This is a genomic window from Trichocoleus sp. FACHB-46 (assembly GCF_014695385.1).
Lineage (GTDB): Bacteria > Cyanobacteriota > Cyanobacteriia > FACHB-46 > FACHB-46 > Trichocoleus.
In genome coordinates this window covers 45351-58845 of record NZ_JACJOD010000013.1, presented here as the reverse complement: position 1 = coordinate 58845, position 13495 = coordinate 45351, and the positions used below count along the sequence as shown (strand labels likewise).

Sequence of the window (13495 nt, the reverse complement as noted above, 5' to 3'; positions counted from 1 at the left end):
CAAAAGGGAGACTAGCAAGCTGGGAAATTCCTGAGTGAGATGGGGTTAAGAGTTGTATCATGCTCTTCATTCTTACTGCTTAATTGAATCAATCATGGTGGATCTTCACGTTTCTTGGGCTGAGTATTATCAAAAAATTGAAGCATTAGCTGCTCAAATTCATCAGTCAAATTGGCAATTCAATCAGATTATTTGTTTAGCTAAAGGTGGTTTGCGTGTCGGTGATATTCTGTCGCGAATTTATAATCAACCTTTAGCAATTTTGGCCACTTCATCTTATGGTGGGCTGAACAATCAAGTGCGGGGTTCGATTACCTTCTCGCGTGACTTAACCATGACAACTGCCAATTTGGGTAGCCATATCTTATTAGTAGACGACTTGGTAGATTCTGGAGTAACCCTAGAGCGCACCCTAACTTGGCTCGATCGCAAATACGGTTTTTATGTAGAAGAAGTACGAACAGCGGTGCTTTGGTATAAGGCTTGTTCCACCGTTGCGCCGGATTATTACGTAGACTACTTGCTCGACAATCCTTGGATTCATCAGCCTTTTGAAAAGTATGAGCAAATGAACCCCAGTGAACTAGTAACTCCAGCGATCGCGCCTCCGGTTAATCGTCAAGCCCAATAAATGTCAGTAAATTTCAGGAATTGGAGTTGCGAACTGTGAAGGGGCTACAAACCAGCTTGATAGACTGAAATCACAATGTCAGATAAAAAGCCGGACAAAAGGCCAGACAAAAGCGATCGCTTGGAGAAGCCAGCTGTGCCAGATCACGCAAGTCATATAAAGCGCTTAGGCGGGTACTTAGTGGAAGCTGGCTTGCTGTCACCGGGGCAGATAGATGTGGCCTTGAATGATCAAAAGCTAACTGGAATGCGCTTTGGTGACATCCTGGTGACAAGGGGCTGGGTCAAACAACAAACAATTGAGTATTTGATGCAGAAAGTGATTGTGCCAGAACGCCAGGCTTCATCACAAACACGCAAGACCCAAACTCACATTTCACCAGATCAAGTAACTAAAGCATCCCAGTCTTCACCAGGCACACCTAAAGAGAGCCGCCGCGAAGTGCCAATTACTAAACCCTTACCAGCCGTCAACAGCAGCGGTGAAGACGTCAGTTGGGTGGGGTAAATGACCCATCCTGCTTAGCCAGCCAAGGCTACTGAAAGAGCCATAACCAAATGGGCAAAGTAAACAAGAGGCCCGTAGAACCCACTGCTAGAGCCGTGACGGCTAAGTCACGATCCAAATCATAGGCTTCAGCAATCACAAGGGTGGCGAAAGCAGGCGGCATGGCCATCTGCAACACAATAACTAATTGAGCAGGACCCTGAACCCCAACCAGCCATAGCCCCAATCCCAGGAGAAATGGCACTACTAACATTTTGATGCCAAGGCTAATAGAGGCAAGGCGTAGACTGCGCCAAGAAGACAATTGGCTGAGTCGCATCCCAATCAAAATCAAGGACAGAGCTACATTGCTCCAAGCTGCTATCTGTAAACTTTGCTCTAAAAGCGGAGGTAAGGGCACTGCCCGAAACGTTAACCCTAACCCCAAACTCCAAAGGGCGGGATTTTTGCCAAGAGCTTGCGCTAGCCACCCATAAGGCTGCACCCCCATTCCATAACGAGCTGCCATAACGACTCCTAGTCCGTAAGCGCCTATCGTGGTTCCTAAGAGATCGTAGAACAATGCCCAAGCAAAGTATTTGGACCCAACCAAAGTGAGGGTGACAGGATAGCCTAAATAACCTGTATTCCCGACCATAGCAGCGAGTATGAAGCTGCCTCGCGTTGGTTTACTCGGATTAGGCTCGTTTAGATCAGGTTTGCCTAAATCAGGTTTGCTGAGATCAGGTTTGCTCAGGGCCAAAGCCTGGGGTTGGTGTTGTAACCAAAGCCAAGCCAGACCTGCTCCCAAAAAAATTGCAGCCCAGGCAGTCACAGGGGCAATCCAAATCGGTCCACTCAAACTAGCGCGCCGCAAAAACGCCACAATGCTAATTGGCACCCCGATCCAGAAGAGAAACTTTCCTAGGATGCCCATAGTCGCTGGAGGCAGCCGCTGACCTAGAGCTAGCCCCAAAAACACCCATCCCATCAGGGGTAAATAAAGTTTTAGCAGGCTGATTCCGAGGCTAGGCATAGCGGGATCAAAGCAAAAAGACTGGACTGTCGATTGATCGGCTCCGGTCTACAATTTTTAATATTGCAATCGGTTTAGTTGTTATGCTGCGACCTCAAGGCAGGAGTTGAAATTTGAATAACCCCGATCTGCCTGGAAAACCACCGCAAGTTCCTGCGTCATTGGGCGACATCCCGGAAGCAGTGCGGGAAACCCCAGAGATTCAACCTCAGCCTAAGCTGCCTCGACAATGGCTCATAGGAGCAGCAGGTGGGTTAGGAGCGATCGCGCTCTTAAGTAGTGTTTGGCTCGTCTCTCAATCTCAAAAGCCAGCCCCTTCTAGTCCAGGTGCTAATGCTACAGCCCCCTCACCCCAAACAGAGCCAACTGTCGGTCCGAATGGAGAGACTTTGTTGGGGCATTTGCCTTATCCAGAAGCACCTGCCGCAGAGCTAGAACCTCTGACAATGGATGGCAATATCAAGTTAAGGAAAGCAGCGGCAGCAGCCTTTGAGTCGATGGTAGCAGCAGCTCAAGCAGACGGTGTGGCACTCGTACCGATTTCGGGGTTTCGCTCCCTAGCAGACCAACAGCATGTCTTTTTTGATATCAAGGCAGAACGCGGGCAGGATGCGACCAAGCGAGCGGAGGTGAGTGCGCCACCGGGCTACAGCGAGCACCATACAGGCTATGCGATTGATGTTGGTGATGCTAATGCTCCAGAGACTAACTTGAGTACGAGCTTTGAAGAAACTACAGCTTTTCAGTGGCTCAAAAACAATGCTGTCCGCTATAACTTTGAGATTTCTTTTACCAAAAATAATCCTCAGAACGTGAGTTATGAGCCTTGGCATTGGCGCTTTGTAGGCGATCGCACCAGTTTAGAAACTTTTTATAAGGCGAAAAATCTAGCACCTGCTCCCAGCAGCACCAATAGCCCCCAGTAGTCTTGAGTAGTCTTGAGTCGTTCTTAACTTCATGGTTCCGTCAGCCGCATGAATCAAATCACGCTTAACTTGGTTGCTATTTCTGTGTTTACCGTGACGATGACCAGCCTCTTAGGGCCGCTCGTCCATCTCTCGCCCCTGGTGCCTGCGATCGCGGTAGTGGCGCTGATGAGCTTGGTCACGGTGGATCGCTTTGCTTGGCAAGGGACAGGTGGCACCTTGGTCGTGGATTGGTTTGCTAGGCGATCCCCGGCCCATCGCGATCGCGTGATTCATCACGAAGCAGGACATTTTCTAGTCGCTTATTTGCTCAATATTCCAATCACAGGGTATGCCTTAAGTGCTTGGGATGCTTTTAAGCAAGGCCAAGTAGGTCAAGGCGGAGTCACCTTTGACTGTCAAGAACTAGATGCGGAGTTACAACAAGGCACCCTTTCCGCCCAACTCCTAGAGCGCTACTGTACGGTTTGGATGGCGGGAGGTGTGGCAGAAACGCTGGTCTATGGCGATGCCGAGGGAGGCGCAGATGACCTGCGAAAGTTCCGTACTATTTGGGTCCAACTGCGCCGTCCACAGCGAGAAGGACAAGAAAAAGAACGATGGGCTGTTCTAAAAGCTCGAAATTTATTGCAACAGCATCAAGAAGCTTATACAGCTTTGGTAGAAGCGTTAAAACAACAATTGAATGTGGCAGAGTGCTACCACGTTTTGGAACAACATCGTCCGAACCTAAAAGCTACAGCAATCAATCCTTAGGTTCTTTGCTAGCTCGCAGCCTCAACTCTAGTTCTGGGCATGCTAAGCCAGGGTGCGTTCCTGTACAGGTACAGGTATTCGATCGCGAGCGGAGTCATGAATTTAGTCCAACCCAGTCTCTGGAACCAAGCTCAGCAAACGTTAGAAGAAGTTTGGGGTTACTCGGCATTTCGACCGTCACAAGCTGAAGTTGTGCAGAGCTTGTTAGCCCAACGAGACTCCCTGAGCATCATGCCGACCGGGGGTGGTAAGTCAATTTGTTTTCAATTGCCAGCCTTGCTGCAACCTGGGTTGACATTAGTGGTTTCTCCCTTAGTAGCGCTGATGGAGAACCAAGTACAAGAACTGCAACAACGTCGCCTGCCTGCGGCGCTGCTCCACAGCGAACTGCCGATTCGACAGCGCAAACAAACGCTGTGGGCGCTAGAACAACAAAAGCTGCGGTTGCTGTACCTCTCGCCAGAAACTTTGTTGAGTCCCGCTGTCTGGGAGAGAATATGCCAACCAAACTTGAAAATCAATAGTTTGGTACTCGATGAGGCTCATTGTCTAGCTCAGTGGGGAGACAGCTTTCGACCTGCTTACTACCGCCTCGGTGCCGTCCGTCCAGCGCTGCTCCGAACCAAGCCACCGGGCACTCGGATCGCGATCGCAGCTTTTACCGCTACGGCTGATCCCCAAGCTCAAAAAACTATTCAACACATTCTGCAACTGCGACAACCACAGGTTTTTCGCTGCAATCCCTACCGAGATAATTTGCACTTGTTGGTCAAGACCGCTTGGACTCCCAGAGGCCGCAAACAGCAGCTCTTGCAGTTTATTCAGGCGAGACCGCAGCAAGCAGGTTTAGTGTATGTCCGCACTCGGCGCGATAGTGAGAGCTTGGTCACTTGGCTACAGCAAGAAGGCTATACCACTACTGCTTACCACGCCGGGTTAAGCCCAGAGGAGCGTCGCGCCATTGAGCAAGCTTGGTTGCACGGACACACCCAATTTGTGATTTGCACCTCTGCTTTTGGCCTGGGGATCAACAAGCCAGCTTGTCGCTGGGTAATACATTTTCACGTTCCCTTCTTGCTCTCGGAATATGTGCAAGAGATTGGTCGAGCGGGACGAGACGGGGAACCCGCGATCGCCTTGACCTTGGTGAGCGAACCCACGGGATGGCTGGATTCAGGAGATAAACAACGGCGTCAGTTTTTTGCTGATAAGCTGCGATCGCAACAGCAAATTGCTAGCCAATTAATCCACAAATTTCCTCGCCAAGGCACCGTAGAAGCCGTATCACGCCAGTTTCCCGATGGAGCGATCGCCCTCTCTTTGTTGCAAGCTGCTGGGCAACTGCGTTGGCAAGATCCCTTTCATTACGCGATCGCCTCTACTAATCAAAGTTCCACCACTTTGAATCAGCTCCAGACTCAAGCGATCGCTCAAATGACGGATTACCTGCGTACTCGGCAATGTCGCTGGCAGTTTTTGTTAAGCGCTTTTGGCTTCGCCGCAGAGGCAACTAATTTTCGGTGTGGGCACTGCGATTGCTGCCAAAGTTGACTTTCATTCCGCTTCAGGGTATTAAGGCGTCTGCCATCACTGGTTCAAGTTTTGCTTTGCAAAGCGTAAAACTTTGTATTTTGTAGCAGAAGTGACTGTTACACCTCCCACTGGCTGGCTTAGCATTTGACAACTTAGAGAAAACCTCTGGGCGGGTGCCGCTGACTGTGCGCAACCCTAGTTAGACAATTCACTCTCTAGAATAGGAGTATAGAGACGTGAGTGATTGCTCACACCTAAGTTACGACACAGGGTAGAAGCGGCAGACTCTCCCTTGGCTGGCTGCTAATAATCACAAAGCGAAGAAGCATGCGTGCAGTCAGCTGAAGTGGGATTATGACAACGATCGCTACCTGGGTCGTGAAACTGTGAATACTTTTATCTCAGTTTCTGTAGTTTACCTAAAGTCAGATTTCAGTTTGGGAATCCCTCTCTAATATAGAAGGCAGAAATAGCCAGGTTTTGAACTCAGTGAGTTCTTTACTAACACTCACTAGATCAGGAGGAGAAGACGTGGTTGATGCTCAACAACCTTTGGTACAGGGAGAACGTAGCCTGGACCGCGATTGCACGACTTTATCTCGCCACGTATTACAGCAATTACACAGCTTTTCCGCCGATGCTCAAGACTTGAGCGCTATCATGGGTCGGATTGGCTTAGCGGCGAAGCTGATTGCTCGTCGTCTCAGTCGCGCTGGGTTGATGGAAAACGTCCTGGGGGTTACAGGAGACATCAATGTCCAGGGAGAGACGGTCAAGAAGATGGATGTCTATGCCAACGAGGTCTTCATCTCTGTGTTTAAGCAGAGTGGGCTGGTTTGCCGCCTCGCATCTGAGGAGATGGAGCAGCCTTACTACATTCCAGAAAACTGTCCGATTGGTCGCTACACGCTCCTTTATGACCCAATTGATGGTTCTTCCAATGTAGATATCAATATTAATGTCGGCTCCATCTTTGCCATTCGCCAACAAGAAGGGGAAGATGATGGTACCGCGAGTGACCTACTCCAGAGCGGACGAAAGCAGATTGCTGCGGGTTATGTACTCTATGGCCCTAGCACGATGTTGGTTTACTCGATGGGAACCGGAGTGCATGCGTTTACTCTTGATCCCAGCTTAGGCGAGTTTATTTTATCAAACGAAAACATTCGCATTCCTCACCACGGACCTGTTTACAGCGTCAACGAAGGTAACTTCTGGCAATGGGAAGAATCAATTCGGGACTATATCCGTTATGTGCATCGCCATGAGGGGTATACGGCTCGTTATAGCGGTGCCTTAGTCGGAGATATTCATCGCATTTTGTTCCAAGGCGGTGTTTTTCTTTATCCGGGCACAGTGAAGAAGCCAGAAGGTAAGTTACGCCTCCTGTATGAGACTGCTCCGCTCGCTTTTTTGATTGAGCAAGCCGGGGGAAGAGCCAGCGCTGGCACTCAAGACATTCTTGATGTAGTGCCTGACAAACTGCATGCTCGTAGCCCCCTAATTATTGGCAGTAAAGAAGATGTGACGCTAGTTGAATCTTTTATTCAGGAGCGCGATCGCGAACAAGACGAAAGGCTGATGGCAGCCAAACGATAACTGGCTACTCTGCAACAAAACTGAGTTGCGTTGCTGCTACCACAAGAAATTTAAGGAATTAAATAAGGATTGTTATGACCACAAACCATTTACTAGAAATCAAAGATCAAGGCCAAAGTATCTGGATGGATAACTTGGCCCGTGATTTGATTCAATCCGGTGAACTGAAGCGGTTGATTGAGGAGCAAGGGATTCGCGGACTCACTTCCAACCCAGCCATTTTTGAGAAAGCGATCATCGGCAATGCTATGTACGATGCCGATATTGAAGCAGGAGTGCGGGCTGGCAAGCCGCTCCAAGAGATCTATGAATCGTTGATCTTTGATGACATTCGGAATGCTTGCGATATCTTTCGCGCTGTGTACGACGAATCCGGTGGCCTAGATGGCTACGTAAGCATTGAAGTTCCTCCCACGATCGCTAACGATACGCAAAAGACGATCGAAGAAGCTCGCCGCTACTATCGCGAAATTGGTCGTGAAAACGTCATGATCAAGATCCCCGGTACCGCAGAAGGTCTACCCGCTGTTGAGCAGGTGATCAGCGAGGGGATCAACGTCAACGTCACGCTGCTGTTCTCGGTTGATAGCTATATCGAAACAGCTTGGGCTTACATTCGGGGTCTGGAAAAGCGAGTTGCTACGGGTGGAGACATCAGCAAACTAGCGTCAGTTGCCAGTTTCTTCCTAAGCCGCATTGACATCAAAGTGGACGAAGCGATTGATAACCAACTGAAGGCAGGGGTCGATCGCCTCGAAAAAGAAGCCAAGCTGAGAGCAGTGAAGGGTAAAGTGGCGATCGCTAATGCCAAAATCGCTTACCAAGAATACAAAAAAATCATCCAAACTGACCGTTGGAAAGCCCTGACTGAAAAGGGTGCGAATGTGCAACGTCTGTTGTGGGCGAGCACCGGAACCAAGAACCCCGACTATAGCGATGTCATGTATGTAGATGGTTTGGTGGGGCCAGATACCGTCAACACCCTACCCCCCAGCACCATTGATGCTTGTGTGGATCATTGCGATGTCGCCAGCCGCATTGAAACTGACGTAGACCATGCATATACCCTGATTGAAAACCTGAAAGATCCCGACATCAATATCGATCTCGATCAGGTCATGACTGAACTATTACACGAGGGGCTTGATAAGTTCGTTCAACCCTTCCACTCACTGATGCAGGCGTTGGAAGAGAAAATCAATCTTCTCTCTCCTGTGTAGAAAGCGCTGGCGGTTGGCTTCTAGGAGTTTTTGACGATTGGCGGTTCGCTGTGGGCAATTACCTAGAGCGATCGCCTTCTTGCTCCCTTTAATTAGGACACTCCATCAGCCTCTCGGATTATTAGGAGTTTCTCAAGCTAACAGCCAACCGCTAAGCGTTAAGCACCAACCCGCTAGGCGCTAACCGCCAATTGCTAACCACTAACTCTTAACTCATTAATTAATCACAAATTCTAATATGGTGACTTTGCTCGAAAATCCCCTGCGCGTTGGTTTGCAGCAGGAACGAATTCCTGAACCCCTGATTATGGTTATTTTTGGTGCCTCAGGGGATTTGGCGCAGCGCAAGTTAGTGCCTGCTATCTACCAGCTCAAGCGAGAACGGCGACTACCCGCTGAAATGACCATTGTGGGAGTGGCTCGTCGGCCTTGGAGTCACGACTACTTCCGCGAACAAATGCGCGAAGGGATCGATCAGTTCTCTGATGGGGTAGGCTCAGAAGACGCTTGGCAAGATTTTGCTCAAGGTTTGTATTACTTCTCTGGTGACATTGATGATCCAGACAGTTATCTCAAGCTCAAAGAATTTTTAGGGGAGCTTGATGGCAAAAGAGGCACCAGAGGCAATCGCGTCTTCTACTTAGCGGTTGCTCCCAAATTCTTTGGGGAGGCAATTCGGCAGTTGGGCACAGCCAACATGTTGACCGATCCCCAGAAAAGCCGTTTGGTGATTGAGAAGCCTTTTGGTCGGGACTTAGGCTCGGCCCAATCTCTTAACCAAGTAGTGCGCCAGGTTTGCAAAGAAGAGCAGGTCTATCGCATCGACCACTACTTGGGTAAAGAAACCGTTCAAAACCTCCTTGTGTTTCGCTTTGCCAACGCCATTTTCGAGCCACTGTGGAATCGTCAGTTTGTCGATCACGTACAGATCACCGTTGGCGAGACGGTTGGGGTTGAAGATCGGGCGGGCTACTATGAAAGCTCTGGGGCGCTGCGAGATATGGTGCAAAACCACCTGATGCAGCTGTTTTCACTCACGGCAATGGAAGCTCCCAACTCTCTTGATGCCGACAGTATCCGCACCGAAAAAGTCAAAGTGATTCAGGCGACGCATTTAGCCGACGAGCATAACCTAGAGTTTTCCGCGATTCGGGGGCAGTACACAGCCGGATGGATGAAGGGCAAGCAAGTGGCGGGTTATCGCGAAGAGCCGGGCGTTGATCCCAACTCAACCACGCCGACCTATGTCGCCATGAAGCTAGTGGTAGATAACTGGCGCTGGCAAGGAGTGCCCTTCTACCTGCGAACTGGGAAGCGTTTGCCCAAGAAGGTGACAGAGATTGCAATTCAGTTTCGGGAAGTGCCATTTTTGATTTTCCAGTCGGCCACGCAGCAAGCAAACCCCAACGTGCTGGTGCTACGAATTCAGCCGAATGAAGGAATTTCTCTGCGCTTTGATGCCAAAATGCCAGGGCCGAGCTTGCGAAGTCGCTCAGTGGATATGGATTTCCAATACGGCTCTACCTTCGGTGTTTCTAACGCTGATGCTTACAATCGCCTATTGCTGGATTGCATGATGGGGGACCAAACCCTGTTTACCCGCGCGGATGAAGTGGAAGCAGCTTGGCGAGTCGTGACTCCTGCCCTGACAGTTTGGGAATCTCCCACTGACCCCACCTCAATCCCTACTTACGAAGCGGGTACGTGGGAACCAGCCGAAGCCGAGTTGTTGCTGAACCGTGATGGCCATCGTTGGCGGAGGCCGTAGTTTTTTGGTAGCTAGCGCATCAAGAGCACTGAACTACATCTCTAACCTCAAAACGCTGATTCCTGAACCCTAACTACCCCAATAAATCCTATGGCTAAACAGTCTTCTCCTGTTGTTTCTCTACAAGCTCCCAAAGATGTTTCGCTGAGCGAAATTGACGGTGAACTTGGCAAGATTTGGCAAAGTTACAGTGCTACAGGTGATGATGGCTCCTTTCCTGTGGCAACGAGGGCTGCTACTTTTAGTTTGATCGTTTATGAACCGGAGGAAACTCAGCACTTACTTGCTGATCTCGGTTTTTATACGGGGCCGATTGATGGCATTACTGGCCCTCGTATGGAAGCAGCTCTGAGGACAGCCCAGGAAACCTATGGTTTACCTATTACAGGCAAAGCCACTTCCGAAATACTGCAAAAGTTGCAGGAAGAACTCACCAAAAAGCGTACCGTTGCTGCCAGTGACGAATCTTCCTCGGTTAGTCCTTCCTATGCCAGAGATGCTAGGGGAGCAGGGGTGGCAGATGCGATCGCCAGTCAAAACCCTTGCCGCATCATCGCTCTATTCCCAGTTTCTGGGGAAGATGAAGGGGTGACAGCTCAAGTTTCTGCTTACTGCCCTGTGCAAAAGCAAAGCCGCAGTACTTTGATTTGCTGTGAGTACATTACTCTACGAGGCACAGAAACAGCGCTAGATCGGGCCAGCAGCTTGGTTTCTTCCCTGTTGATTGGTGACCTGCCAAAGTTTCTGTGGTGGAAGGCGACACCTGAGCCTAACCAAGCCTTGTTCAGGCAATTAGCAGGTTTTTCTACCTGTGTCATCGTAGACTCCAGCACTTTCTTGGAAGCAGAAACTGGCCTGCTCAAAGTCCAAAGCCTTCTGGAACAAGGAACTCATGTTGCTGACCTGAACTGGCGACGGTTGGCCCCGTGGCAGGAACTAACTGCGGAGGCTTTTGACCCCCCGGAGCGTCGGGCTGCCTTAACAGAAGTCGATCGCGTCACAATTGACTACGAGCAAGGCAATCCGACCCAAGCTTTAATGTTCTTAGGTTGGTTAGCAAGTCGGCTCCAGTGGCATCCCGTCTCTTATGAGTACGAAGGAGGCGACTATGATTTGCGGCGAGTGCGGTTTGTCGCGGCTGATCAGCGCCCGATCGAGGCAGAATTAGCCGGAATGCCCACAGCTGACTATGGCGATGTGGGGGGTGACTTGATGGCCCTGCGTCTGACTTCGACGAATCCCAATGCCGATTGTTGTACAGTGCTTTGCTCTGAAACCTCTGGTTGTATGCGGATGGAATCGGGGGGTGGTGCCCAATCCTGCCGAATTCAGCAGGTTTCGTCTCTATTGGATCAGAAAGCAGAGAATCTGCTCAGTCAACAACTCCAAAGTTGGGGTCGGGATGCACTGTACGAAGAAAGCCTAGCTGTATCAGCTCAAATTGCTAAACTGCGGGACCACTCAGCCGAGTAAATACCTGAGTTAGTTTATTAAGGTGTTAGCAAGATCATCATGAGGTGATTTCTAGCTAGCACCTTATTTTTTATGGTTCAGTTATGGCTTTGGCGATCGCAGGTGAGAGGAGTGGGGTTGGGAAGACCACAGTGACTTTAGCGCTGTTGGCAGCGTTGCAGCGGCGAGGGTTGCAGGTGCAGTCTTTTAAGGTCGGTCCAGACTACATTGACCCGATGTTTCATACGCAGGTGACAGGTCGAGCTTGTCGCAACCTTGATCCCGTCCTCACTTCAGAAGCCTATGTTCAGCAATGTTTCGCTCGTCATGTTGCGGGGGTAGATTGTGCCTTAGTCGAAGGGGTGATGGGTCTATTTGATGGTGCAACGGGATCTGAGGACTGTGCTAGTACCGCTCATATTGCCCGTCTGCTCAACATTCCAGTTTTGCTAGTGCTAGATTGCAGCCGTTTGTCACGCTCTGTAGCAGCGATCGCCCACGGATACCGTTCGTTCGATCCACGAATTCAATTAGCGGGTGTGGTCCTGAACCGAGTTGGCAGCGATCGCCATCTAGAACTCTTGCAGTCAGCTTTAGAGCCGCTCAATTTGCCGATTTTGGGTGTATTACGTCGCCAAGCGGAGATCACGATTCCCGACCGTCACCTCGGTTTAGTTCCGACTGGAGAATTGGATCAGTTCAACTCCTTGATCGACCGACTCGCTGACTTAGGCGAAACCTGCTTTGATTGGCCCCAACTGTTGCCGTTGCTTGATGCACCGCCTCCCCAGCCTTCTGAGCCGTTAGTTGGTCAGGAGCAAAACTTGTTTCCTGGGCCTCAAGTGCGAATTGCTGTGGCCCGCGATCGTGCTTTTAACTTCTACTACGCCGACAACTTAGACTGCCTGGAACAATTAGGTGCAGAACTCGTTTCTTGGAGTCCTCTCAGCGATCCCCATTTGCCAGTAGATGTACAAGGGCTTTATTTGGGCGGTGGTTTTCCTGAAGTCTTTGCCGAGCAGTTGGCAGATAACGCTAGCGGACGAGATGGGGTACGACGGGCAATTCAAGCAGGGCTACCCACTTACGCCGAGTGTGGCGGGTTGATGTATTTATGTCAGCAGATTCAAGGGTTTGATCAGCAATCTTGGCCAATGGTTGGCATTTTGCCGACTACTGCTGTGATGGGGGGGCGTTTAACTCTGGGCTACCGACGGGCGATCGCGCAACAAAACAGTTCCTTAATCGCGGCAGGCACTACGGTTTGCGGCCACGAATTTCACCGCTCAACTCTGACTGAAACTACGCCCCAACCCTTATTTCAAACTTGGCGCTATGACCCATCGTCGCAAGAAGCACCCAGTCTAGAAGGCTGGCGATCGCAGCAAGTGCATGCCTCCTATTTACATTTGCACTGGGGGAGCCGACCCGAACTAGCCGCTCGATTTGTGCGATCCTGTACTCAGTTTCAACAACCCATCGCGAAATTTCAGTAGGAAGATGGCAAGCGGCTGTCCTCCCTGCTATTCATGTGGCGGTTGTAGAACGACAATAGTTTTTGATTTTCTACGTCTTGGGCATTAATTCTCTGATTTAGTTCGCGAATCCGGCGGGACAGCAACCGAATGATATTGAGCGCAATGCCAGGAGTCTCGTCAATGGCATCGTAAAGCTGCTGCTGCGTTAGGACCAGACACTCACAATTTTCTAGCGTGCTTACCGAAGCCGACCGTGGCTCAGCATCAAACAAAGACATTTCCCCAAAGCAAGCACCTTTCTCTAGCTGCGCCAGCTCTTGGTTGCTCAGGTGGACACGGACTCGGCCAGACACCACAATATAAAGCGATCGCCCTTCCTGCCCTTCTTTAAAGATGGTGTGCTTCGCCGGGAAAGATAGCTCATCCATAATCGAAGCTAATCTCACGAGAAAATCATCCCGTAGCTCTTTAAAGATAGGCACTCCTCGAACAAAAAGTAGGCGATCGACGCTAGTTAGCATAGAGTTTAGGGTGCAAATAAGCTCATATCAGTCCAGTTTGAAGCAGAAACGCAGCGAGAGAACGAGGATTTAAAGAACGGGTCTAAAAG

12 protein-coding genes are annotated in these 13495 nt (G+C 50.1%); 10 read left to right on the top strand and 2 right to left on the bottom strand.

Annotated elements, in window-relative coordinates:
- The first annotated feature begins 94 nt into the window (after positions 1 to 94).
- Both H6F72_RS07870 and H6F72_RS30145 read left to right on the top strand, forming a co-directional pair.
- Positions 95 to 631 (top strand): phosphoribosyltransferase, encoded by a 537-nt coding sequence (locus H6F72_RS07870; protein ID WP_190433484.1) that lies wholly within the window; start codon positions 95 to 97, stop codon positions 629 to 631.
- Positions 632 to 706: 75 nt separating this feature from the next.
- On the top strand, positions 707 to 1138 hold the full coding sequence (locus H6F72_RS30145) for a hypothetical protein (RefSeq protein ID WP_242016838.1): 432 nt from the start codon (positions 707 to 709) through the stop codon (positions 1136 to 1138).
- Positions 1139 to 1166: 28 nt separating this feature from the next.
- Here the strand turns inward: H6F72_RS30145 and H6F72_RS07860 are convergent, their stop codons facing one another.
- Entirely contained in the window at positions 1167 to 2153 is a 987-nt protein-coding gene (locus tag H6F72_RS07860) for an AEC family transporter (RefSeq protein WP_190433483.1), read from the bottom strand.
- Between the two features lie 113 nt (positions 2154 to 2266).
- On the opposite strand from H6F72_RS07860, the gene H6F72_RS07855 reads away from it, so the two are divergent.
- The 8 genes from H6F72_RS07855 (at position 2267) to H6F72_RS07820 (ending at position 12903) form a co-directional block, all read left to right on the top strand.
- Positions 2267 to 3079, top strand: coding sequence for a D-alanyl-D-alanine carboxypeptidase family protein (locus H6F72_RS07855; protein WP_190433481.1), 813 nt, complete (start codon positions 2267 to 2269; stop codon positions 3077 to 3079).
- A 48-nt stretch (positions 3080 to 3127) separates the two neighbouring features.
- Positions 3128 to 3835, top strand: coding sequence for an ATP-dependent Zn protease (locus H6F72_RS07850; RefSeq protein WP_190433479.1), 708 nt, complete (start codon positions 3128 to 3130; stop codon positions 3833 to 3835).
- Between the two features lie 96 nt (positions 3836 to 3931).
- Positions 3932 to 5386 carry an ATP-dependent DNA helicase RecQ gene (locus H6F72_RS07845; protein WP_190433476.1) on the top strand — a complete coding sequence of 485 codons (1455 nt, stop codon included), beginning with the start codon at positions 3932 to 3934 and terminating at the stop codon, positions 5384 to 5386.
- A 513-nt stretch (positions 5387 to 5899) separates the two neighbouring features.
- A complete protein-coding gene (fbp, locus tag H6F72_RS07840; RefSeq protein WP_190433474.1) occupies positions 5900 to 6967 on the top strand; it encodes a class 1 fructose-bisphosphatase in 1068 nt (355 codons plus the stop codon).
- A gap of 74 nt (positions 6968 to 7041) precedes the next feature.
- Positions 7042 to 8187, top strand: coding sequence for a transaldolase (tal, locus tag H6F72_RS07835; protein ID WP_190433473.1), 1146 nt, complete (start codon positions 7042 to 7044; stop codon positions 8185 to 8187).
- A 238-nt stretch (positions 8188 to 8425) separates the two neighbouring features.
- Complete coding sequence (zwf, locus tag H6F72_RS07830; protein WP_190433471.1) at positions 8426 to 9955, top strand: glucose-6-phosphate dehydrogenase; 1530 nt, start codon at positions 8426 to 8428, stop codon at positions 9953 to 9955.
- 90 nt (positions 9956 to 10045) lie between these two features.
- Entirely contained in the window at positions 10046 to 11428 is a 1383-nt protein-coding gene (opcA, locus tag H6F72_RS07825; RefSeq protein WP_190433469.1) for a glucose-6-phosphate dehydrogenase assembly protein OpcA, read from the top strand.
- 83 nt (positions 11429 to 11511) lie between these two features.
- Complete coding sequence (locus H6F72_RS07820) at positions 11512 to 12903, top strand: cobyrinate a,c-diamide synthase (protein WP_190433467.1); 1392 nt, start codon at positions 11512 to 11514, stop codon at positions 12901 to 12903.
- Here the strand turns inward: H6F72_RS07820 and H6F72_RS07815 are convergent.
- Entirely contained in the window at positions 12897 to 13406 is a 510-nt protein-coding gene (locus H6F72_RS07815; protein WP_190433465.1) for a Crp/Fnr family transcriptional regulator, read from the bottom strand. The two genes, H6F72_RS07820 and H6F72_RS07815, sit on opposite strands and share 7 nt — an antisense overlap.
- Positions 13407 to 13495 lie beyond the last annotated feature (89 nt).